This window comes from Enterococcus sp. 5H, assembly GCF_028128615.1.
GTDB lineage: Bacteria > Bacillota > Bacilli > Lactobacillales > Enterococcaceae > Enterococcus_L.
The window spans coordinates 166,598-189,094 of the sequence record NZ_AMDP01000061.1 but is presented as its reverse complement, the minus strand read 5'-3'; the positions used below and the strand labels follow the sequence as shown (position 1 = coordinate 189,094).

General features: G+C 34.9%; 20 protein-coding genes. 13 read left to right on the top strand and 7 right to left on the bottom strand.

Annotated elements, in window-relative coordinates; translation table 11 throughout:
- The 9 genes from C240_RS15530 to C240_RS15490 form a co-directional block, all read left to right on the top strand.
- Nucleotides 1-726, top strand: a 726-nt coding sequence (locus C240_RS15530) for a glycosyltransferase family 2 protein (RefSeq protein ID WP_271497649.1), incomplete at its 5' end; no start/stop codon positions are given.
- A 471-nt stretch (nt 727-1,197) separates the two neighbouring features.
- Entirely contained in the window at nt 1,198-1,791 is a 594-nt protein-coding gene (locus tag C240_RS15525; RefSeq protein WP_271497648.1) for a recombinase family protein, read from the top strand.
- Nucleotides 1,792-2,480: 689 nt separating this feature from the next.
- A complete protein-coding gene (locus C240_RS15520; protein ID WP_271497645.1) occupies nt 2,481-3,209 on the top strand; it encodes a DNA-binding response regulator in 729 nt (242 codons plus the stop codon).
- Between the two features lie 23 nt (nt 3,210-3,232).
- Nucleotides 3,233-6,880, top strand: coding sequence for a pectate lyase-like adhesive domain-containing protein (locus C240_RS15515; RefSeq protein ID WP_271497642.1), 3,648 nt, complete (start codon nt 3,233-3,235; stop codon nt 6,878-6,880).
- 13 nt (nt 6,881-6,893) lie between these two features.
- Nucleotides 6,894-7,232: an LPXTG cell wall anchor domain-containing protein gene (locus tag C240_RS15510; RefSeq protein ID WP_271497639.1), complete on the top strand. Its 339-nt coding sequence runs from the start codon at nt 6,894-6,896 to the stop codon at nt 7,230-7,232.
- Complete coding sequence (locus C240_RS15505; protein ID WP_271497637.1) at nt 7,233-8,048, top strand: WxL domain-containing protein; 816 nt, start codon at nt 7,233-7,235, stop codon at nt 8,046-8,048.
- Between the two features lie 71 nt (nt 8,049-8,119).
- Nucleotides 8,120-8,887 (top strand): WxL domain-containing protein, encoded by a 768-nt coding sequence (locus C240_RS15500; RefSeq protein ID WP_271497635.1) that lies wholly within the window; start codon nt 8,120-8,122, stop codon nt 8,885-8,887.
- A 353-nt stretch (nt 8,888-9,240) separates the two neighbouring features.
- Nucleotides 9,241-10,365 carry a DUF916 and DUF3324 domain-containing protein gene (locus tag C240_RS15495; protein WP_271497634.1) on the top strand — a complete coding sequence of 375 codons (1,125 nt, stop codon included), beginning with the start codon at nt 9,241-9,243 and terminating at the stop codon, nt 10,363-10,365.
- A gap of 12 nt (nt 10,366-10,377) precedes the next feature.
- Nucleotides 10,378-11,046 (top strand): hypothetical protein, encoded by a 669-nt coding sequence (locus C240_RS15490; RefSeq protein WP_271497632.1) that lies wholly within the window; start codon nt 10,378-10,380, stop codon nt 11,044-11,046.
- Between the two features lie 284 nt (nt 11,047-11,330).
- Here C240_RS15490 and C240_RS15485 read toward each other — a convergent pair whose 3' ends face one another.
- The gene (locus tag C240_RS15485) at nt 11,331-11,708 is read right to left on the bottom strand and encodes a MerR family transcriptional regulator (RefSeq protein WP_271497630.1); all 378 of its coding nucleotides are present in this window, start codon (nt 11,706-11,708) and stop codon (nt 11,331-11,333) included.
- 153 nt (nt 11,709-11,861) lie between these two features.
- On the opposite strand from C240_RS15485, the gene C240_RS15480 reads away from it, so the two are divergent.
- Both C240_RS15480 and C240_RS15475 read left to right on the top strand, forming a co-directional pair.
- A complete protein-coding gene (locus C240_RS15480; RefSeq protein ID WP_271497627.1) occupies nt 11,862-12,491 on the top strand; it encodes an HAD hydrolase family protein in 630 nt (209 codons plus the stop codon).
- A gap of 78 nt (nt 12,492-12,569) precedes the next feature.
- Entirely contained in the window at nt 12,570-12,953 is a 384-nt protein-coding gene (locus C240_RS15475; RefSeq protein WP_271497625.1) for a MerR family transcriptional regulator, read from the top strand.
- 1,187 nt (nt 12,954-14,140) lie between these two features.
- On the opposite strand, the gene C240_RS15470 is transcribed toward C240_RS15475, so the two are convergent.
- Nucleotides 14,141-14,512 carry an iron chaperone gene (locus C240_RS15470; protein WP_271497623.1) on the bottom strand — a complete coding sequence of 124 codons (372 nt, stop codon included), beginning with the start codon at nt 14,510-14,512 and terminating at the stop codon, nt 14,141-14,143.
- A 148-nt stretch (nt 14,513-14,660) separates the two neighbouring features.
- Between C240_RS15470 and C240_RS15465 the strand changes: the two genes are divergently transcribed.
- Nucleotides 14,661-15,218, top strand: coding sequence for a DUF1697 domain-containing protein (locus tag C240_RS15465; RefSeq protein WP_271497621.1), 558 nt, complete (start codon nt 14,661-14,663; stop codon nt 15,216-15,218).
- A 27-nt stretch (nt 15,219-15,245) separates the two neighbouring features.
- Complete coding sequence (locus C240_RS15460) at nt 15,246-16,328, top strand: endonuclease/exonuclease/phosphatase family protein (protein WP_271497620.1); 1,083 nt, start codon at nt 15,246-15,248, stop codon at nt 16,326-16,328.
- A gap of 247 nt (nt 16,329-16,575) precedes the next feature.
- On the opposite strand, the gene C240_RS15455 is transcribed toward C240_RS15460, so the two are convergent.
- The 5 genes from C240_RS15455 to C240_RS15435 form a co-directional block, all read right to left on the bottom strand.
- Nucleotides 16,576-18,909 carry a glycoside hydrolase gene (locus C240_RS15455; RefSeq protein WP_271497618.1) on the bottom strand — a complete coding sequence of 778 codons (2,334 nt, stop codon included), beginning with the start codon at nt 18,907-18,909 and terminating at the stop codon, nt 16,576-16,578.
- A 183-nt stretch (nt 18,910-19,092) separates the two neighbouring features.
- Nucleotides 19,093-20,547, bottom strand: a complete 1,455-nt coding sequence (locus C240_RS15450) for a sensor histidine kinase (RefSeq protein ID WP_271497616.1) — start codon at nt 20,545-20,547, stop codon at nt 19,093-19,095.
- Nucleotides 20,492-21,136 (bottom strand): response regulator transcription factor, encoded by a 645-nt coding sequence (locus tag C240_RS15445; RefSeq protein WP_271497614.1) that lies wholly within the window; start codon nt 21,134-21,136, stop codon nt 20,492-20,494. Before C240_RS15445 ends, C240_RS15450 begins: the two co-directional genes overlap by 56 nt.
- 15 nt (nt 21,137-21,151) lie before the next feature.
- A complete protein-coding gene (locus C240_RS15440) occupies nt 21,152-21,532 on the bottom strand; it encodes an FtsX-like permease family protein (protein ID WP_271497612.1) in 381 nt (126 codons plus the stop codon).
- A 299-nt stretch (nt 21,533-21,831) separates the two neighbouring features.
- Nucleotides 21,832-22,404 (bottom strand): glycoside hydrolase family 73 protein, encoded by a 573-nt coding sequence (locus C240_RS15435; protein WP_271497611.1) that lies wholly within the window; start codon nt 22,402-22,404, stop codon nt 21,832-21,834.
- Nucleotides 22,405-22,497 lie beyond the last annotated feature (93 nt).

Sequence of the window (22,497 nt, the reverse complement as noted above, 5' to 3'; positions counted from 1 at the left end):
CATAAAAAAGTACAAGCAGTCACCGGTCATATTAATGCCAGAAACAAAAAAAGTTCCTTGCTTTCTTATTTATTAGATATGCGTTATGATAATGCCTTTCGTGTGGAACGTGCTTCTCAATCGGTTACCGGGAATATTTTAGTCTGTTCAGGTCCGATTAGCTGTTATCGCCGTGACGTTGTCATGGATAACTTGGATCGTTATTTGAATCAAACTGTTTTTGGGGTCCCCGCTCATGTAGGGGATGATCGTTGCCTAACCAATTATGCGAATGAACGTGGAAAAACAGTTTATCAGGAAACGGCTAAATGTATTACAGATGTTCCGGAAAAAATTGGTGTCTTTCTAAAGCAGCAAACGCGCTGGAGTAAATCCTTTTTTAGAGAAAGTTTTATTTCAATGAAGCTGATCCGAAAAAGACCCCTGGTTTTTGTTTGGTCAATCACGGAAATTTTATTGTGGATCATCTTTTTAGGGGCTGTGTCCTATAATATTTTCTGGCACTTTGGTGATTTAGGTGCGAAGGATTGGTTGTTCTTTTTACTCCTAGCCTGCCTATCGGCTTATGCGAGAAATGTGCATTATATCTTTAAAGATCCAGTCTGTTATTTACTCGCACCAGTGTATGGAATTTTCCATTTCTTTACGATTCATATTGTTCGAATGTATGCCCTTTTAACCTTGAGAATCAATAAGTGGGGAACACGGGTGGAAAAAACGAAATAGACATAATATAAAAAGTTCTCATGTTTAGCAGGTAATAATGTGCTGCTAAACATGAGAACTTTTTTAGTGTCCGTAACACCTATAATTCTTGATCCTTAGCAATTGAAAAATTTATAGAACCGATTTTGTAATTTCTATGAGGTCTTTACTAGTGCGTTTTTCATAGTACTAATATTTTTTCTGAAACAATAAAATCCAACTTGAGGATGTAATGTGTGCAAGTTAATAGGGGTGGTAAAGAGACTACATTTTGAATAATTCTTTAGAAATTAAACATAATACAATGATATCCTGTAAAATAATCAATTTATTTTGTCGTAGTAGATCTTAGAAAAATTGAGCTGACAGCGTTTTTTTAGGTAATGTTAGACAACTTGGTTTCAATAGGGTAAGGTCTAATGGGAAGCGTGATTTTAGCAAAATTTTGAGGGAAATATGCCATTAAAATTTAGAGTCTGATAGGAGAAAATGATGCGAAAAATTGGTTATATTAGAGTAAGTTCAGAAGGGCAAAATTCAGCACGTCAGAAGGAACAATTAAATAAACTAGATTTGGATATTATTTATGAAGAAGTTATTTCTGGGGCAACAATGGAAAGAAAAGAGCTTCAAAAATTATTGAGTGATTTACAACCGGGAGATGCTATCTATATAACGGATCTCACTAGAATAACCAGAAGTACCAAGGATTTATTCTCACTTGTAGAAGTAATAAAAAAAAAGAAAGCTTTTATAGTTTCACTAAAAGATACTTGGCTAAATTTGTCAGATGATAACCCTTATAGCGATTTTTTACTGACGGTTATGGCGGGTGTCAATCAGCTAGAAAGAGATTTGATTCGTATGCGGCAAAAAGAAGGGATTGCTTTAGCTAAAAAGGAAGGGAAATTTAAAGGACGTTTACCTCGTTATACAGATAATCATGAGGGGCTACAGTATGCATTGAAACTGTATGATGAAGGAGACTTTTCTATAAATAAAATATGTGAGTTAACTAAAATATCAAAATCGACTTTATATCGAACTTTGAATAAGAATAATAACGTTTATAGACGAACAAAATGAGAATATAATTCTCTTTTGTTCGTTTTTTTATGATGTGGAAATTTGTGATTTGTTAGTGTTGAAAAAAAGTTTTTTAAAAATAATGATTTTTAATTTATTTATTTCACTGAAAATATAAATACATTTACTGTGTTTTGTCCGAAGGGCGGAAGATTTAGAAATGAATTCTGTAATTTTTTATATGTTGAATTGCGAAAAGGTTAAAATTTATCTTGTTTGTTATTTATTATCAGTTGAAAAAAAGAACTTTTTATATAATGACTTCAAATTTAAACCGAATTTCAAAGGTTGGAACCCCATGAAATCTATTCAAAAATATGCTGATTTTTAGTATTTCTCTAGCACTATATTTCCTTCGGAATTTTGCTGAAATCACGCTTCCCATTAGACCTTACCCTATTGAAACCATGTTGTCTAATAATAACTATCCAGTAATAAATAATGGAGAGCTTTAGTGCATAAATCATTGCTTAAAAAAATAAGTGAGATCAGTAGAGCAAACTTTTTATTTTTCTAATATAAGTAAAAGTTCGGTTTTGGCTGTTATTTATAAGAGGCTTCAAGCAAGTTTTTTTAATACATCGCAATAAATTTTTGTTGTCCACAGGTAAGACAAACCCAGTTTGTGTAAGAAAACTAAATATAATATCTTTTTCATAGACAAAAAAGTAAGAAGGAGGAAATATAGTATGTACAATTTAGCAGTATTTAATTCTCGTGGTTACTCAATACCTTCATCAATTAAACTTTCTGGTTTTTATTATCACGACGAAAAACAATTATTGAATCAGTTAGATATCGCCCATGGTGTAGTTATTCATTGCTCCGCAGAAGAAAATCAAAATAAAGTTCTTGAATTAATTCTATCTATAAAGAGAAGATTTACCTTGCCAATATGGATAAGGACTGAAACCGATAAAGTGGTTAGTAAGCAACTAAATCTGGAATTAGGTGTATTAGGTAATCTTGATGAAACTATTTCAAACGAAGAAATGTTTGTCATTATAGAAAATACCTTAAAGCTTATCCACAATTCAGAAAATGATAACAATGTTGAAACAAAAATCAACAGTGAAATAAAACTACAACTTAACTCATTAAACGGTAGCATAAAAATTCCTAGTAGCTCTGAAGTAATCCTTACACGTATGGAATATAGAATGATTTCTTTTTTAGCTACACGCATGAATCAAGCATTTGCATATGAAGAAATTTTCAAGCACGTTTGGAAAGAAGATGATACGGACAATTCTTCTAAAAGATATCGAACATCGAATTTAGCTTTTCACATTAGAAACAAACTTAGTGAAAATGGAATAAACCCTAGGATTTTAAGAACCGTACGTTCAGTAGGGTATCTCCTTGATTCTAATATGGAAAGGGACGAACTAAAGGAGGTGATGGAATTTACTAGCTGAAAAATAGAAGTGGGGGAGGCAAAATGAATGAAATGAGAAAAATAAGAAAAAAGAAATTAATTTATATCAATATTATTATAGTTTCGATTCTTTGTTTAACTATGTTCAGTCGAGTTTACTTTTCTACGACAAAATTATTTGCTAAAACATCATTATCTTTAAAACTAGTAGAAGATACGATTAATGAAAATGAACTCTTTTATTTAGAAGTTTCAGACGAACGTACAGTTAAAGAGCTAACCGAAACATTAGAAGAAGATGTGTCTGGATCAATTAGTTTTAAAACAACTGATTTAGACGATACAGAAGAAGAAGTTGAAGTCAGTAGGAATTTAAAACTATTGATTCCAGAGGGGATTAGTTTCGATGTTGATACACAAAGAGATAGAACAATCGAAGAAAGACCGCTTGAGGAACAGCCAACATTTATGTGGGATGAACCTTCTCGTCAATTGACTATTTCAATGGATGTTTCTCAAACTTCTTTACAAGTCATACTTGAACCTGAAAATAGTGGTGAATATACATTTATACTTTCGGATGAATCAAACAGCATAAAACAAGCAGAGCTGCAATTTTTAGTTGGCGAGGCTATAGAAGAGCATACCGAATCTAACAGTATACTTACAAACGAGATTTTTAATGACGACTGGGAAATAAACGAAGCAGCAGATAATGAAACAGAAGATCTAAATATTATGGAAGTTTCGAGTTGGGAAGAATTTACTAGAGCAGTAGCTGATACTAGTGTAAATGAAATTCGTCTACAATCAAACATCACCCGAACTGCCACTACTGCTGCCACCGCTGCTGGAACAATCACAAGACCTTTAACAATTGAGGGAAATGGCTACACGATAAACTTCAATGCAAATAACGGTGGTTTTACGTTGGGGTCAATTTCTGAAAAAGCAACGGTTACTCTAAAGAATCTTACTTTTGTTAAGGCGGGAAGCCAAGCTATTTTCAATAGTAGTGCAGCGAATAGTAATAACTGGGAATTTAGACTTGAAAATATTCATAGTGGATCAGGTAATGTTTCTGGGCTAATTAATGCTCCGAATGCTGCTGTTGCTTTTACAGGTGGTAATAGTACTTACAATTTAACATCATCAAACACAATTTTTATCGCTAAAGAATTTTACGCATATAACCAAAGCCAAATTAATATTACAACTAGTGGTAGAGTACACGAAAGTTCAGTGAATTATTCTGTATTTAAAGTAACCGAAAGTTCAAAATTGAATTGGAGTTCGAGCACTAATGCTGCAAAAATTTGGGGCTTAGAACCGTTAGTTGAAGTATCTGGGCTAGGAACAGAAGTAAATATTTCAACGACAATTACAGGTGGAGCAGATAATTCAGGGTTTTATGTAGGGAACGGAACAGGTGCAGCAGATGCAGGTGCAGTAATTAATTTATTGGATAATGCTAAGTTTACGGCTCATGCAACAAGATCTTCTGCTTTGATAATGAGAAGCCAGCAAGGAACATTTAATATTGATGGAAACTCAACTCTATCATTAACATCTGAAGCAGGAAACTCAAATTATACAACACTAAGATTTAGAAATGTTGGAGACTATACATTCAATATTATGAATAATAGTAAAGTTATCATCAATAAAAATAGTGGAACAGCTCCTGGGATTAGAATGTATGGTGACCGTAATGCAATCAATGTAAAATCGGGAAGCTCATTTGAAATTCGTAATAAAGGAAATGGCTCTGCTTCAAATGGCGGTTCTAATAATTCCAATCAAGGCATTCAATATCAAGGTGGAAACAATCAAAGCTTCAATTTACAAGACGCAGGGTCCAAAGTTGAAATTGTTGCAGATTTTGGAGCCGCAATTGATATGATGGGTGGTTCTGGCTCAATCTCTTCTGGTGAAGGAACGATTTTTTATGCAGAGGGTCGAACAAGTGGTGCTGCGGCAGGAATATTTAACACGGCAGTAAGTACGATTACATTAAATTCACCTGAGTACTTTGATTTTAGGAACAATCGGCCAGCCGGTGGAAATATCTACAATGTATCTGCAGCATCAACCCTAACAGCTACAAATACTAATTTTGCTGTTTGGGCTAATGGAACGAGTTTAAATACAGATCCGCTTAAGTCATGGAGTTTACTTGATTTTAGCTTGACAGGGTCAAATTTTTCAACTATTAGATCAACTAATTTTCCAGATGAATTTAATAACTCTGCCAGCTCTTTGGGATCATCTGGTCTACCTGCATATTCCCGAATTAGCGCCAATAATTCAGCACCGATTGTTGATGAACTAAGAGTACCAACAACGGCAGATAAAAATATTTTTGGGCATGTAAGCATTCCAGAAGGAAATATTGGTATGCGATCAGCATGGGATGATGAGGTCATGGTAACTGTTGAGTTGACCAAAGCAAATGGAGCTAGAGAAATTTTTGAAGAAAAAACAATTGGCTTAGATGATGAAAATCCTGGTGTGAGTATTTATGGAGAAGAGGCTAGAGGCGGTATTTTCCAAATTCAATTAGATGAATTTTTATCTGAAGGAGATAAAGTACAAGTTCTATCGGCAATTAGAGGTGAAGGAAGCAGGGGGATAGAAAGTAGTACTGAAGATATTCAAGTAGGAGAAGTGGTTACATTTCCAATTATTCCTCCAACACCTGCACACTTTGATAGTGAAATTGTTATGAGCACAGATACGTCTATTCAAGGTCATTCAGAAAGTCTGGATGTAGAAATTACAGCAACTCACAACGGTCAACCTATCGATACCTCAGACGTATCAATAGATAACTCAGGGAACTTTGAAATTTCATTAAGCGATTTGACTTTAACTGAAAGTGATGAGATACAAGTATTCTTAAGAGATAACGCTGGATCAGCAGCAGAATCTGGGGTCATTAATCCACCAACAACCAATAACAGTGTAGGAAATATCAATCCTTCTACGGACTTTAATTTTCATGATACAACATTTGCTAAAGCCGCTACGTTAACTGTAAATGAGGTAACAGATGCGATCCTAACCGTTGAATTTGTGAATGAAATTGATCAGTTACTTTCAGGTTATACTATTGCAATTGCTGGTCAAATAGGTGATGAAATCGATTTAACTAAAGAAGAACGTGTAGTTCAGCGATTAGATGAATTGATGAATGCAGGATATGAAATTTCTGAGCGACCAGTGAACGAAACGGCAGTTGTTTTGAATACAACAGAAGTTACAGTTCAATATAAACTTCAAGGTGTTCTAAGTTTGGCTTCAACACCAAAGGCACTTGATTTTGGTTCACTAACTTATGATGCTACTACTAAACGAGTAGAAGATCCATCCATCGATCAACCGTTAATAGTCACAGATACTCGAGCAAATATAGCTGATGGCTGGACCCTGACTGCATCATTATCAACTCCGATGAGAAACAGTGAGGGTCAAGAATTAATCAATGCTTTGCGCTATGTTTATGGAGGACAAGAAACAATTTTAGACACTAATGCTCAGACTGTGTACTTGAGTACAGACGGTTCTGCTGGGAGTTTCGAAATAAGCAATAGTTGGGGTACTCAAATAGGTACTGATGGGGTGAAATTACAAATCGGCTCTTCGGACATCGTTCATACAGGCAGTTATACAGGTGTTATCACGTGGAAAGTAATGGCTGGTCAGCCTTAGGAGGAGAGGAAAAATGAAATTGAACAAAGTTACCATTTTATTTTACTCTTTGATTGTGCTGATAAGTGTAAGTATATCACCAACCTTTGCTTACGGAATTGAAGGCACAGGCGGACAGGTTACTACAGGTGGAGGAATTTTATTTTATGAAGAAGAGTCTGTACCAGATGACTCTACACCAGCAGAACCTAGTGAACCAGAAAAACCGGAAACAGATACAGCCGCAAAACCAGCAGGAAGACTTCCGAGTACAGGTGAGTGGATAGGGAATGTTGGATTTATCGGCATTGGTTTGCTTTTGCTATTTCTTTTACTGTTGTTAGTGCGTAAATGGGCAAAGGAGGAGAAATAGATGAAAAGACGACAAGGGAAACTGTTTAGTAAATGTTGTTTCACTGTTTTGACGAGTATTATTTTTCTAGCAACTCCTTTCCAAGTAGAGGCTTCACCAACTAGTTTAGATCAGTCTGGCACGGTCATTGTCGAAAGTAATGGTGAGTCTGAGATTGTAGATCCAGAAAATCCGGATGATATCGCTGATCCCGGTGATGGACCAGGAACAGAGGGGCCTTTGCGTATTGATTATGTATCATCTCTGGATTTTGGCCGAACAAAACTATCAGATACCAACCGCACCTATCCAGCATTAGCGCAACAATTTTTAGGTGAAATTGGACCAAGAGGCAGTTTTATCCAAATCACCGATCAGCGCACCAATTCAACTGGCTGGACCCTTCAAGTGAAGCAAAATCACCAGTTTCGAAACACGGTGATTCAACAAGCCAGCGAACAAGAACTAAGCGGTGCTGTCTTATCCTTAGATAAAGGCTGGGCTAACGGCAGTGGCAACAGCGGCTCACCAACGGTGACTCGAGAAACGATTGCGCTAAATTCGATTGGTACTGCCTACGAATTAGCTACAGCAACAGCTGGAAATGGCCGCGGCGTTTGGACGATTGCCTTCGGCGCTTCTGAAACCAATAGCAACAATATGGAAAACACTTTGTCACCAGTGGTAGATGCAGCAGGAAATGCTGTGAAGGATGAGTTTTCCGGTAAACCGGCGTATCATAACTCAGCCATCAGTTTAACCATTCCAACTGCAACAAAAATCTACCCGGTGCAATATGCAACAGAACTAACGTGGATATTAGCTGCGTTACCTTAACTTTGTGATACTTCTGGCTTCAGCCAGGTTATCAAATAAATTATAAAGAACTATACAGGAGGAAACACATTATGAAATTTACAACATTATCATCAGCAGCGATCGTCGCTGCCCTAACAATCGGAGCATTAGCACCGACAGTAGCATTAGCAGATGCGACAGAACTAGATTCAACAGGTACAGTAACGGTTGAAGAAGGTGGAACAGATCCCGATGAAGAAATTGATACTATTGATCCGGAAAATCCAGAAGAGACACTTCCAGAACCAAATCCGGAAGGACCTGATGAAATTGTAAATCCAGATCGCGGACCGTTAATGATTGAAAAAGTAACAAACTTAGAATTTGGTACGATCAAAACATCTGCAAATGAAGTTACAGCTTTTGCAGCTCCAATGATGTTTGGTGAAGGTGAAGATGCAACAACACGTGGTGCTTACGTTCAATGGCGTGATATCCGTGCGGGTGGTACGTATGGATATAGAGTAACAGCAGAAATGAGCCAACAATTTACAGGTGCTAGTTCAAATACATTAAATGGATCAACGATTGACTTCAGTAATGGATTTGTAGCAGCGCAAGGGGATAACACAAATACGATCCCATCAAATACAGCACCAGCTTTCCAATTAACTGAAAGTGGTGGGGCCAAAAACATTGTTACTGCAAATCAAGCGACACAAGAAGGAAAAGGTCGTTACATCATGGCATTTGGTGACAGCAGAAACGAAACAGATGCGAACTCAGTAAAACTAACAGTTCCAGCAGCAACTGCTTCAAACATGGCAGTAGATGAGTACGTAGCGAAAGTAACATGGAAAGTTGTAGCGGCTCAATAATTTCAGCTTTTCCAGAGAGGCTGAGACAAAAGCGGTTTAGCTCCGAGAACCGGGGGTAGGTACTGTGCAACATCAACTCGGTTCTCGTTGTGTTTTACAGCAATAAGAAGGAATTCACGGAAATTGCTCTTCAAATTTTTGTGAATTTCGGATTATTTCCGAAGCCTTCAATTCTTAGAGCTTTAGCTCTTAGAAATTGTTGTGATCGGAACGAAGTGGAGTAGCTGCTTTTTTCTCGCCGTTTATTCGGATTTAGTGAATGGAGCAAAACTGATCTTTAGTTTTGTCCGACTCATTACTTTTTCAATAAAATCACATACATAGAAAACTAAAAAGACATGAGGTTATAGATAATGAAAAAAATAATAAAAGTAATCGGAATTATTCCATTAACAGTTGTTATGCTGTTACCGAATATCCTATTTACGAACCTAGCGCACGCAGATGAAGACCTTGCTGGAGCAACCGGGTTTACCTATAGTTTAAATTTTCCAGACAATCAAATGGAAGAAAACATCGGCTATTACAAATTGAAAATGTCCAAAGGACAGGAACAAACAGTAAAGATAACGGTAACCAATCCAAGTACGGAAAAATTAACAATCAATGTTGGCTTAAACGGCGCAGTAACCAATCAAAATGGTGTGATTGAATACGGTGATTCAGATATTGAAAACGATGCCTCACTAAAATTTGATTTCGAAGATCTCGTGTCCGGACCAGAATCAATTGACTTAGAAGCAGGAGAAACGAAAACCCTTGATCTAAAAATCAAAATGCCGGAAACCAGTACCGAAGGTGTAATTGCGGGTGGAATCCAGCTAATGAAAGCAGATCAAGACGATAATGTTTCAGAAGAAGGCGGCTCACGAATTATTAACCAATACGCCTATGTGATTGGGCTATTACTCCAAGAATCCGAAGAAGAATTATCACCGGATTTAAACTTAAACAGTGTTTTCGCTGGACAAAATAATTACCGAAATACAATATTCATTGATTTCTCCAACATCATCCCAGCCTTTTTAAACGATATGACCGTAGAAACCCAAATCAATGCCAAAGGCAACGACGCAGTTTTATACGAAAGAAAACAAACCGCTATGCGGATGGCACCAAATTCATTCATCCAATTTCCTGTGAGTATGAACGGTGAACGAATGGTTTCAGGTACTTATGTAGCCAATATTTTAGTAACATCAGGCGATCAAAAATGGGCATGGACCGAAGAATTTGAGATCACCCAAGAAGATGCCGATAAATTTAACGAACGAGATGTTGGTTTGGTGCAGGAAAAAGGACTGAACTGGCAACTAATTGCGCTGATTGTGGGAGCTGTCTTACTGCTGATCGGGATTATTTTCGGGCTCATGACATACCTACGTAAAAAGAAACAACAAAAAGAACTAGCAGAAAGAAAAGCGCGTAAAAAGAAAAAATCTGGAACTAAAGAAAACAAGAAACCAGTGGATGAATAGAGGCTGAGGGACATGTCTATACTAGAAATGATATTTATTGGCAGTGTCACAGCCGCCATACTTTCCTTCATCGGGCTGATTTTCTTCATCTGGAACTATGGTATTCAACGTAAGAAACTGAGCCAACTACCAAAGAGGAAAGTCAAAAATAAAAAGAAAAACAAAAAAATAGCCAGACAACGAAAAGAATACCAACAAAAGAAAAAGAAAAACCTAATCTGGGTTGTCTGGTTTACAATTTTAACCATGATGTTCTCTGGTGGCTCTGCTTATATTTCCTACTACCAGGCGATGAATCTAACAACGGAGGATTCAGATTCAGTTGTGCGCGGCTACTACCTTTTGCGGGATTTTGAAGAACAATTAATTTTAGCGCGAGATCAAGGAGATGAGGAAGAAAAACTCCAACAAAATATTCGCTATTTAGCAACCGCAATGGCCAGTTATGGTACAAAAAAAGCCAACAACTTAAATTCTCAAGAAGGACAACTGAACTTAAATCGGTACTATAACGCGACTAAGCAGCTAGGAATGAACGCCAGTACCCAAACCAAGAACTTCTACGGTAACTCAGATTTAGTTGAAGAATTTTTACGTGATATTATAAAAGCCAAAGAGCATGAACGTACCGTATTTGACTATTACAAAGTAAACGAAAACGCTTTTTCAGAGGGAAAATGAATAGCCTACATTGATGAAAAGAAATATAATTAAGGATTTCGCTTTACCTCTGATCTTTCTACTTGTTTCTTTATAGAAACAAGTCCTCCTCTTAGTTAACTATGTGTTGAATTTTCAAATTTATCTTAATAATAACTGTAATTAAAAAAACAATAGTTACTTCTTACCATGACTCGTTATAAGAACCTGCAAATGGCAAAAAAGTAAAATAGATCAAAAAATCCTTATGTTTAAGCGATAAATTTGTCGGCTAAACATAAGGATTGTTCTATCTAACATAAAAATTACTCATTTGTTGTTTTCGAATTCTGAATTCTTTTTTGATAAACATCAATTTTATGATCTAAAACAGCAATTCCCTGTTGAATCTCTTGGATCTCTTTCAATGCAGTTTGTTTCTGCTTAATTAGTAAATCTAAACGATTTTGATTCGTGACATCGCCTTCGTACCACCAAATTAAATATTGTTTTAAATCTTCTATGGTCATTCCGGTTTTTTTTAAATGCAAAAAGAAGTCAATCCAGTCTTTGTTTTTATCATCATAAATTCGAATATTATTATGATCTCTTCTAACACTGATTAATCCTTCTTTTTCGTAAAAACGCAATGTGTGCGGGGGAAGACCAGTTAGTTTTGAAAACTCATGAATTTTGTAAACCATTAATACAACCTCCTTAATGTTCTCTTTACCATTTTACCACGTGATAGGTAATTTACGACATTAAATATAGTGACATTAAAAGTAGAGGCTTGACTTGAAGTTCACTTTAAGTGTTATTCTAAAAAAGTAAAAAAAGTGAAGTAGGTGATTAATTTGACAAAACAGCTTATTTTCATCAAAGATACTATTTTATTGAATACTGAAACAGCTTGGTTTGAGCGGATTGATACTCAAAAATATTTTCCTGTCTTGGTCAGTCAGCTGTCTTTTTCACAAATAAGCCCTTTAGTTGATCCTCGTTTCAAAGCTTTTGTTTGTTTAAATGGTCAGCAAATTATTTTAGATAATCAGACTATCCGCTGCAATTATATTCCAGAAGCTGAAATTATTGATTTGATTCAATTCTGTTCATATACCAAACATCCACTTGCATTATATAGAACAGAGAAGACAGAAATTACTCAAATTAATGAAACAGTCGAAAAGTATCAGAAGCAAGCAAGACATGATAAGCTAATAGAGGTGGATCAGTTTACTAATACGAAAGATGTTTTGCTAGTAAAAGTATTCAATGAACTAACAAGAAAAGACATATTTTATGAAACATTTTATCATGAACGCCTAGCATTTCAACGTATCGATTCAAATACGGTAATTTTAGGAACTTTTGGCTATGATGAGATTGAAGCAATCCATTTTTTGAAAGAAAAAATAAGACCCTTCATAAATGAAGACAAGACAGAAATTATTCGAACGGAAAAACAACTTTTAATGTATAGGTAATGGACAGATAAAGTGAATTTGAAAATTTCGGATAAATGGGACAAACAGAACGGATTAAAAGAGAAGAGGAGTGACAAAATGAATATTAGTATAGCAAGTAAAGAAACCAGTGTATCAGCAGACACGATTCGTTATTATGAGCGGATTGGTTTGATTCCGCCAATTGGACGAAATGAGAATGGAGTTCGTAATTTTACTGATGAGGATTTACGCTGGATTATTTTCAGTAGGCAAATGCGTGGGGCAGGTCTTTCAATAGAATCGTTGATAGAATATTTAGAATTATTTCGGATAGGAGATAAAACAATTTCAGCACGAGTAGATTTGCTAAAAGACCAAGAATCTGAGCTTCAAGCAAGAATAGACGTGATGCAAGCAGCATTAGATCGTTTAAGATATAAAATTGACAACTACGATAGTCATATTGTTCCAAATGAAAAAAAATTACGGGACTTTAAATAAAAAACAACCAGCTACCGGTATTTATATTAAAAAAATGGTTGGTTTATTTTATAAAAATGGAATAGTGTTGGCAGGTAGCTGGTTGAAATCATAAGCTCTGCAATACCTATGATTTTTTTAGTAAGAGGTGCTCTTTGGAGTACTTCTTACTATTACTAGTACAACTAACATATTCGTTGCTTTTACAATTCAGTTTAGTAGATCCAGAAAAAAATTTGTTTGTATTTTTTCGTAGTTGTACGCATTGACTTGGCGAGCCTTTTCAAACTGAATTGCTAGACAAGGTGTTCGAATCAAGTTAGTTGTATTAGATCGTAAATACCAAGAGATAGAATATGAAAAAGGGTATCGAAAAAAAGGAGAACTTGGTATTTACTATTTATAAAAAGAACGAAAAAAACGATATTGGACACCAACCAATACCGTGCAAAAGTTCAACAAATAATCACTGACTATTTCAGAATACAAAAATTTGTAAAAAAACACTAGTATTTCTTACAATTTTTAGGTAAAATGAATAAGTCAATGCGCATTGACTTGGGCAACTTGTATGATCAGTTCGTGCTGATTATGCAAGGCTCTATAAGAGGGTGACCCCCCTCTTATAGAGTGCCTTTTTATTTTGTTTTCGTTCTAATTATCGAGTAAGATAAATCAATTACATAAAAAAATGGTATTAGTCAGCACTAATACCATGAAGCGTTCGTTAAAAACAAATTGACAAACTACATTGTATATACAAATATGCAAAAAATACTAGAATTCTTTTCTGACATTTAGTACAATGTAAGTAGTCAATAGAAATATTGACGAGGCGACTTGTATTATGAGTTCGTGCTTATAATACAGGGCTCTGTTAGATGATGACCAGTCTTCTGACAGAGCGCCTTTTTTATTTTAATGTAATGTTATCTTAACTTAAAGGTAGGACTATAGTCAACACGATTTTTCAAAATAGGAACTTTTGGATAAATAGAGTAAAAAAGTACTCTTAAATAGTAAGTAATGTTATCATAAAAAATCCCCACTCAATTGAGCGGGGATTAATTCCTGTTTTATCTTTTGGGGAAGATAAGTAAATGTTTCTCTATGTCTAGATAATAAGCTATTTTATCCTATTTTACTACTTCAATAAAATCATATTGAAAATACTTTTCTGACGGAATCAACGTTATCTTCTTTACTACTTATTCCCGCCAAAATTTTGTATAATGAATTTTATCTTTAATATTGTGTGCAATAATTTTTTCTAATAAGTCATAATCAATTTTTTGATCCCACGTTATTTTTATAATATTAGGTGTGTGTTGGTATCCGGCTTTTTCAATTTCAGCTTCAAATGTACCCATAGTCGCTGTTTCTGGGGCGATTGAAAGGTGTTTTTTCGAGACACTATATGAAATAATGTAAGTTCCATGGTCGGTAAACATTGGTTGGTTCCATTTAAAGACAATCTCTAACTGGGGAAATTCTTCTTTCATCCATGCAAAAAGTTCTTCAATGCGTTTTAAATGATCTGGTTCTTGGATTGCGGAAAAGAATTCATTTAGATCTTTCATTTTTCATTCCTCTTTTCTTTTCATTCCTTAAATAAGTTATTTTTTATTATCTATATTATAATATGAATAGAAAAAAAGAAGTACAAATTTGATTTGAACGAAAAAGAGCATTTTTTTGATAAATGAATGATAAAATGGAGGAGTAAAAATGAGAGCATACATTGCTTTATTACGTGGTGTTAATGTCGGTGTGAAAAATCGGGTTGTTATGGCAACTTTGAAAGAACGCTTTGAACAATATGGTTTTACAAATGTTAAAACGTATTTAAATAGTGGAAATGTTATTTTTTCTAGTGAAGAAACAGAATTACAAAAATTGACCAAAGTTTGTGAGCAAATAATAGCTGACGAATTTAACTTAGCAATTGCTGTTACAATTGTGCCTGGTGAAGACTTGTTAGAGGCATTAAAACAAATGCCTGAATGGTGGAATATAGACAAAGAATCGAAACACAATGTTATTTTTGTTATTGCACCGACGACAACGGAAGATGTCATTGAAGCTGTGGGTGAAGCAAAAGCAGAATATGAAAAAGTGGCTTATCATAATCGTGTGATTTTTTGGTCAGCCCCCATTAAAACTTTTTCCAGAACTCGCTGGTCAAAAATTGTCAGTTCAAAATACTATGATCGAATCACGATTAGAAATGCGAATACCGTTACGAAATTAGCTGAACTGATTAAGGAAATTAATAAGAATTTTTAATGCATATAGTGAAAGTAGAGGAAATAAATGAAATTGAGAAAAAGTGTCAAAATATTTTTAGGATGTTTAATAGCTGTTATTACAATTATTTTAGTTTATGTTGGTTATGCTTATGTTAGTTATTCCAGAATTGCTGATGACCTTCCGCTTGAAGTTACTCAAAAAGCTCAAGTAAAACAGGCTGAAATAAATAAAGAATATACTATTACTACCTTTAATATTGGTTATGGTTCTTACACACCAGAGTATACTTTTTTTATGGATGGAGGTAAACAATCAAAAGCAGAGAGTCGGAAAAGTGTGATTGAGAATATTTCTGGTGTCATCGATACGACAAAACGAATGGACCCGGATTTTGCTTTATTTCAGGAAGTAGATGAAAAAGCGACTCGGAGTTATGGTGTGAATGAAATTGCCCAAATTAGCCAAAGTTTTACGGGATATTCAAGCATTAGTGCAACTAACTATGATTCAGCCTTTCTGATGTACCCAGTTTTTGACCCAATAGGAAAATCAAAATCGGGGTTGCTAAGTTTGAGTAACGTAGAGATAGAGTCTAGCACTCGATACAGTTTGCCTATCGAAACAAATTTTAATAAATTTTTCGATTTAGACCGCGCATTTACAGTTTCGAAAATTCCAGTCGAAGACGGAAAATTTTTAATGCTGTATAATGTTCATTTATCTGCGTATATTAAAGACGAAAAGATTCAAAAAGACCAGCTCCATAAATTATTCGATCATATGGAAGCTGAATATAAAAAAGGTAATTATGTGATTTGTGGCGGTGATTTTAACCATGATCTACTTGAAACCTCAACAGAAATTTTCCAAAATAATTCTGATGAAGAGTACACGTGGCTGCAGCCTTTTCCGAAAAATGAATTACCAAAAAATTTACAAGTAGCAACTTTAACAGAAACCACAACACCAGTACCTTCTGTACGCAACTTAGATAAACCGTATAAAAAAGGTGAGTCCTTTGTGGCATTGATTGATGGTTTTATCATTTCAGATAACGTGGAAAACATTAGCGGTAAAGTACTCGATGAAGACTTTAACTATTCAGATCATAATCCTGTTGAAATGACTTTTAAGCTAAATAATTAAAAAGAGTGACTGGGACGTGTGCGGGACAAAACTAAAGAGACCCTAATAAACGGCGAAATCAGAAGCAACTACTACACTTCGTTTCGATCACATCAAATTCTAAGAGTTAAAGCTCTAAGAATTGAAGGCTTCGACAATTTTAAAACCCGCCCAATGAAAAAAACGCATTGGGCGGTTTTTTGTCCGAGTGCTCAAGTTTAAACGACTTTTGTCACAATCTCATTTTGGCTGTGCTTTATTTTATTAATCATTCTTCAGTTTGGATCATTGTTTCTTTGCCATCATTAATAATGACTGCTGTATGAGCAGCAACGTTAAAGTTATCAGATTCAAAATCTTTCTCAGAGAAATTGGCAATTACAGTTAGGTTATCACCAAATTCAGTTTTTTGAACAAGTCGATCATCTGTTAAAATTTTAAAATCTGTCATTTCATGTTGAAGTGCAGCTTTTTGGAAAGGACTCCAAATTTTAGCATTGTCTGAAATATCTTTTTTATGTTCTTGCCACGATGCTTGATCTAAATGGATCATTGGCGGAGTATTGTACAAATATTCTTTCATCCGTCGTTCACCAACTTGTCCTTTGATTTTATAACTATCCCATTCCCATTGATGAGAAGTAATCACAGAACGATTATATACTAGTTTATAAAGTGGGATAGAATAAACCGGATCAGTATAAATGGCTTTGTATTCTTCTTTTATGGGAACCGCTTTTTGATATTTTGAAGGAATACCGCCATCTAGCGCGGCATAGCTGCCAACGTAGTATTCACTTTCTTTATTTTCACGCATATCAGGATCAGACCACATAATGACAGGTGTTTCAATGCCGTGTGCGAAAACCATATCCTTTGCAGCAAAATCATTACCGCCTTCAGAACCGACAACCAGCCCTTTTTCATTAAAGAAATTCATTCGTTTCAAACGTCCAGCCACATCTTCAGTTTGGGTCGTTAAATGCTCAGGGCTATAGTCGTTATAAATTTCACCGGCAGCATCTGTGTCTAAAAACCATGAATTAAAAGGGATCTTATCTTGTGTAATGCCATTGAACCGTTCTTCAACATCAGGAAAAATTAGGGTGGGATTTAGTTTTCGCCCTTTACCTAAAAAACCAGCTACTTTTTCACCATTTTTCTTTGTAACAGTTGCTTGTTCATAGAGATCTGGATTGGGAAAAGAAGCGGTATTCCAATCAATGCTGGCATTTTCCTGAATTGATTGATAAGAATCGTAAGGTCCAATTAAATAGCCTTGATCTGCTGCTGTTTTCACCATAGTTGGATTCATTAAACCATTAGCCCAATTAGGTAAACCAATCCAAGCGTTCTCAACTCCAGAATTTTTCATATCGGTAAATACATCAGCAACGGCTGTGCCCCATTGATCGACTGGCGGTGTTAGCTCATTAAGAACACCAGCGAGTAGATGCTTGTTCAGCGTATAGCGCTCTTGTTCACTAAGTTGGTCAAGACCTTTACTAAGTAACTGTTGCGCGGTATCATCTGGATTTTGGAAAATTTCTTTCGTATAAAATTGAGGATACAACAATACATAATTTAGCGAAGTTAAGAAGGTATTTTTTTCATATTTATATCCTTCATTATTTTTAAAAGCTGCTAAAGCATTTAAGTATTCAGTGGAACCATCTTCTCCGTATTGCTCTAAAAGTTCAGAGATCCAACCAAAAATCGGCTCATCAACTTTTTCTGGGAGTTTACTCCAATTAATATCTTCAGACGTTAAAATTCGACTATTCCAATAGTAGATTTGGAGAGCACCACGCATTTTTTTGATTTCTGGATTTGTTTTTTCTTTTTCGTCCAATGTTTTAAATTCACCTGAGTTAATGCGGTCCATCTGATAGGTTTTAGCGATGGCTACTGGATCATTTTCCGTCACATATACTCGATAATTCAGTTTCTTATTTTTATCAAAACCAATAAAGTGATGATTCGCCGCCAACGTTAAATGTGGTTCTGTTGTAGTTAATAGATCGCTATTAAACGTATTATCCATAACGAAGGTTGTTGCAAATGTTTCTTGATTTGTTGTAAAAAAGCTCATTGAAAAAGCCTCGCTCATAGATAATTCCTCATTTTGTTTAAAATAAGAAAGCCAGTCTTTTTGATCGTTGGGAATCGTTTTTCCTTCGGCAATTGGCAAAACATAATTTTTTGCATCCATGGTTGGCCATGAAAAATCGGTATCTTCATTAGACAAACTAGTAAGCGAAACTGCCAGATGATTTTGTTCTTTTTTTACAGTAACGTTTAATTGCTCATCGGGATAAGTCCAACTTACTTGTTCTTTACTTTTCTTTAAATCAGTGACATTTCTGATAGCCTGAGGTTTAGCTATTTCGGCTTGTTCACCATTTTCAGTAATCGTTAAAGTAAACGTTTTTGGATCTACGTCAAAGGAAAAATCTGTTTTAGCGTAGGTCTTATTTTTTTCGATTTCCTTGTTAGTAACTAATTTTTCTGTTTCTGTACTAGCTTTCGTTTTGTTGAAACTGCAGGCAGCTAATGATAAGGTAAGTGCCGTTAAACTTAAATAAATCGATAATTTTTTCATTATTTCCTCCTAAGTTGATTAAGTGTGGTTCGTTTGAATCCTTAAGGAGTGTAACAAGCCAGTGTTACAATAAAATGGCGAATTCTTAAATCATGAGAAAAAAATGTGGAGCAAAACTAGTTTTTAGTTTTGCTCCACATTTTGAATTTGAATAAGTAGCTAGGGAAAATAAATACTTTTACCTTAGCTCATTTGTTCGTTTTTATAGAAATGTAAGTTAAAGATTAATGTCTGATGTACCAATCTTGCTTCGATTTCAAAGCCTTGTTCCAACATAATTGATTGAACAATAGATAAACCTAAACCCGTTCCGGATAATGACTTGTTTCGTGATTTTTCATGTACATAAAAAGCTTCCCATAATTTTGCAACATCAAAATCAGCAGGTAAGGTGGTTTGATTACTAATTGAAAATTCAACAAAATCTTCAGTTTCCCGCCAACTAATTTGTATTTCTTTATCTGTCGTGTACTTAATACTGTTGGTTAGTAAATTATCAAAAACCCGTTTAATTAAGATCGGATCAGCTTCGATTAATGAAGGAGGTGTATCGGTAGAGGCTTCTAATAATAAAATTGTTTCTTTTTCCATTGTTGGTGTTAGCTCGGTAACGGTTTGTTGCCATATATCAGTGAGTAATACGGGTACTTTTGCAATGGATTGCTGCTGTTCTAATTTTGCATAATCAAGCATTTGATCGACGATTTCATTTAAGCGTTGGGTTTGCTGTAAAATAACATCTAGATAAGTACCGTCGTCTAAATCATCTTCAATCCCCGTACCATAGGCTTTAATCAAAGCGATAGGAGTTTTCAGTTCATGCGTTAGATCAGCTGTAAATTGTTTTAATTGCTTATTTTTGGCGAGTAAATTCTTTTGGTAAGCTGCTAAAGCAGTACTCATTTTATTAATACTAATGGCTAGTTCACCGATTTCGTTAGAAGGTATTTCTTCAGTGGTTACAAATGTTAGTGCGGTAATTTCTTCCGCTACTTTTTTTAAATGAACTAAGGGATCAGTAATTTTTCGAACGGAAATATAAATCAAAATTATAATCAATAGTAGCGTAACACCCAATGAGATTGAATTAAACGTATTGATAAGTGCAGCCGTTTCAGAGAAGTTAACTGTCGAAATCCCAACTAAGTAAAATGTATTATCAAGCACTTGCATTTCAACCAAGAAGCTGGATTTTTGTTTTCCCTGATCAAAATTTCGTTGAACTTGTTGTGAGTTTTCAGTTAATTGATCTAACGTTTCTTGTGTAATCCAAAAGCGGTTTAGTGCTACTCGTTTCCGATTAAGTTGTAAATTTAAGTCTTCGTTAAAATCATCAAGAGAGGTGCCGTCTAATGTATGGGTGAGGATCGTTACTTGATATTTAGTTTCGAGATGTTCTAATTGTTTTTCACTACGTTCTTTAGTGGGTAATTGTTGAAGAGAATCCATGACCTCAGTGACTTTACCTGCCATTTTCGCATGATAATAGTAAGGAACAATCAATGTATTTAAAATAAACATCACCAAAAAGCTAATTACTATAATACTGCTGAATGTTAGCGTAAGTGTTGTACTGATTCTTCTAGTTTTCTTTTTCAATGAGATAACCAACTCCTCTTTTGGTGGTGATGATTTCATCGCCAATTTTTTCCCGCAGCCTTCTGATATGGGTGTCTACTGTACGGGCAACACCATCATAGTTCATTCCCCAAACGCCAATTAATAGCTGTTCACGAGTGAGAATATGTCCGCGATTTTTAATTAACATCATCAACAAATCACTTTCTATTTTGGTTAAAGCTAAAACTTGCTCACCTTTCCAGACTTTTAAGTTTGCTGGATCAACAACCAAATTTTGGATAGTGATAGCCTCAGTGATACCTAGTAATTTTTTGATACGTAATAGTAAAACTTGTGGGTGAAACGGTTTAGTAATAAAATCATCTGCACCGCTGGATAATGACAGGAATTCATCTTCTCCAGTTGATTTAGCAGTTAACATTAAGATTTTTAGCGAACTTTCAGCTTTGATCGTTTGAATAACCTCAATGCCGTCGATTTTCGGCATCATCCAGTCGATAATTGCTAGATCTAATTTTTCCTGATAAAAAAGATCTAAGGCAGCTTCACCATCCAGCGCTGTAAAAACGGTAAAACCAGCTTTTTTTAAATAGGCTTGTAAAATTTGGACCATTTCAGGACTATCATCGGCAACTAAAATATTCACGATTCTTGACTCCTTTTAGAGATTCGTAATTTTTTGATTAAAATAAAGAAATTGACAAGTAACTAAACAGACAAATATTCCAATTAAAGGAAGATCCACATGTAAAATAAAATAACTAGTTGAATAAAAAGTAGCTGTCAGCCAAGAATAAAGGGATTGAGTAATTGTAAGATAAGAGAACTCCGCCAAGATAATGCCCAAAAGAGCACTTGGTAAAACAGCCAACAGCGATTCGGTAAAAAACTCACTGGTTACTCTTCTGGCGGAACTGCCTAGCAATTTTTTTATCATTAATTCTCTTTTATCCAACAATAAAATGCGTTGAAAATGAATAGTAAGATAAAAAATTCCGAAAAAAAGTAAGCCTAGGCTAAAAACAGCCAAAGCTGTTTTCATGCTAAGTAAAAGCGTGATTAAATGTTCATTCGCATTTGTTTGAAGTAAGGTATCTAAAGTATTATTTTCTTCAATTACTTTTTGCTTTTCAATGTTGGCAAGTCGACTTGAAATAAGCTAAGCATGAACTAATATCGTTAAGATAAAAAAATAGAGACAAGTAAAAATTCCTTTAACGAAAGTAGCTTTTTTATTTCTGAGAAGTCCAATTCCGCTGTCATATAAAACCCAGTATAGTTTATTCATAAAAATAAGCCTTTCCAAAACGAGAAACATAAGTATAATTTCAATTTTGCTGATTATGAATCATATTTATTTAATTTGAATTCCTCAATCAATTCAATCAATTTTGCAGCATAATCTGGGTCTGTTGCATAGCCGCCATTTTGTAAAGCAATAGCCGCTTCCTTATAATTCTTACTAGTTTCAATTGCATCGTAAGAACCGCCCTTTAAAAATTCGATATGGTCAACCATTGATTCTTGGATTGTTCCATATTTTTTGAAAGAATCATCAATGGTAATTCGCTCGCCATCAATAAACTCATCTGTCGGCATGATGCTTGATTCGTCGTTATACGTTCCTTTGATTCCAAATAAATTATTTGCTTCAATCGCTAAATCACTACGTCCCCAATCTGATTCTAAAATAGCTTGAGCAATAGTGATACTGGCAAATAAATGTGTTTGTTTTTGCAAAAGTTTCGCTTCGGATGCTATTTGATCAATAAAAATCTGCTGATAGGCAGTTGCTTCATCTTGAATTGGTTGTTCTTCATTATTAGTAAAAATAAGAAAAAGACTAGCAAATGAAAGAAGTAGAATCAAAAGTAAAGGTAGGATATTTCGCTTTTTAAGGATGCTTTGATTCATGTAAAGACCTCTTTTCTTTCTGTGAATAATTATAGTATAGAGGTTCTATGTTACAAAAATATGCCAATTAAGTTAATAATTATTGGACTTTCT

Coding starts and splice junctions, on each gene's coding strand:
- C240_RS15525 (WP_271497648.1), top strand. CDS start 1,198: ATGCGAAAAATTGGTTATATTAGAGTAAGTTCAGAAGGGCAAAATTCA.
- C240_RS15520 (WP_271497645.1), top strand. CDS start 2,481: ATGTACAATTTAGCAGTATTTAATTCTCGTGGTTACTCAATACCTTCA.
- C240_RS15515 (WP_271497642.1), top strand. CDS start 3,233: ATGAATGAAATGAGAAAAATAAGAAAAAAGAAATTAATTTATATCAAT.
- C240_RS15510 (WP_271497639.1), top strand. CDS start 6,894: ATGAAATTGAACAAAGTTACCATTTTATTTTACTCTTTGATTGTGCTG.
- C240_RS15505 (WP_271497637.1), top strand. CDS start 7,233: ATGAAAAGACGACAAGGGAAACTGTTTAGTAAATGTTGTTTCACTGTT.
- C240_RS15500 (WP_271497635.1), top strand. CDS start 8,120: ATGAAATTTACAACATTATCATCAGCAGCGATCGTCGCTGCCCTAACA.
- C240_RS15495 (WP_271497634.1), top strand. CDS start 9,241: ATGAAAAAAATAATAAAAGTAATCGGAATTATTCCATTAACAGTTGTT.
- C240_RS15490 (WP_271497632.1), top strand. CDS start 10,378: ATGTCTATACTAGAAATGATATTTATTGGCAGTGTCACAGCCGCCATA.
- C240_RS15485 (WP_271497630.1), bottom strand. CDS start 11,708: ATGGTTTACAAAATTCATGAGTTTTCAAAACTAACTGGTCTTCCCCCG.
- C240_RS15475 (WP_271497625.1), top strand. CDS start 12,570: ATGAATATTAGTATAGCAAGTAAAGAAACCAGTGTATCAGCAGACACG.
- C240_RS15470 (WP_271497623.1), bottom strand. CDS start 14,512: ATGAAAGATCTAAATGAATTCTTTTCCGCAATCCAAGAACCAGATCAT.
- C240_RS15465 (WP_271497621.1), top strand. CDS start 14,661: ATGAGAGCATACATTGCTTTATTACGTGGTGTTAATGTCGGTGTGAAA.
- C240_RS15460 (WP_271497620.1), top strand. CDS start 15,246: ATGAAATTGAGAAAAAGTGTCAAAATATTTTTAGGATGTTTAATAGCT.
- C240_RS15455 (WP_271497618.1), bottom strand. CDS start 18,909: ATGAAAAAATTATCGATTTATTTAAGTTTAACGGCACTTACCTTATCA.
- C240_RS15450 (WP_271497616.1), bottom strand. CDS start 20,547: ATGAAATCATCACCACCAAAAGAGGAGTTGGTTATCTCATTGAAAAAG.
- C240_RS15440 (WP_271497612.1), bottom strand. CDS start 21,532: ATGAAAACAGCTTTGGCTGTTTTTAGCCTAGGCTTACTTTTTTTCGGA.
- C240_RS15435 (WP_271497611.1), bottom strand. CDS start 22,404: ATGAATCAAAGCATCCTTAAAAAGCGAAATATCCTACCTTTACTTTTG.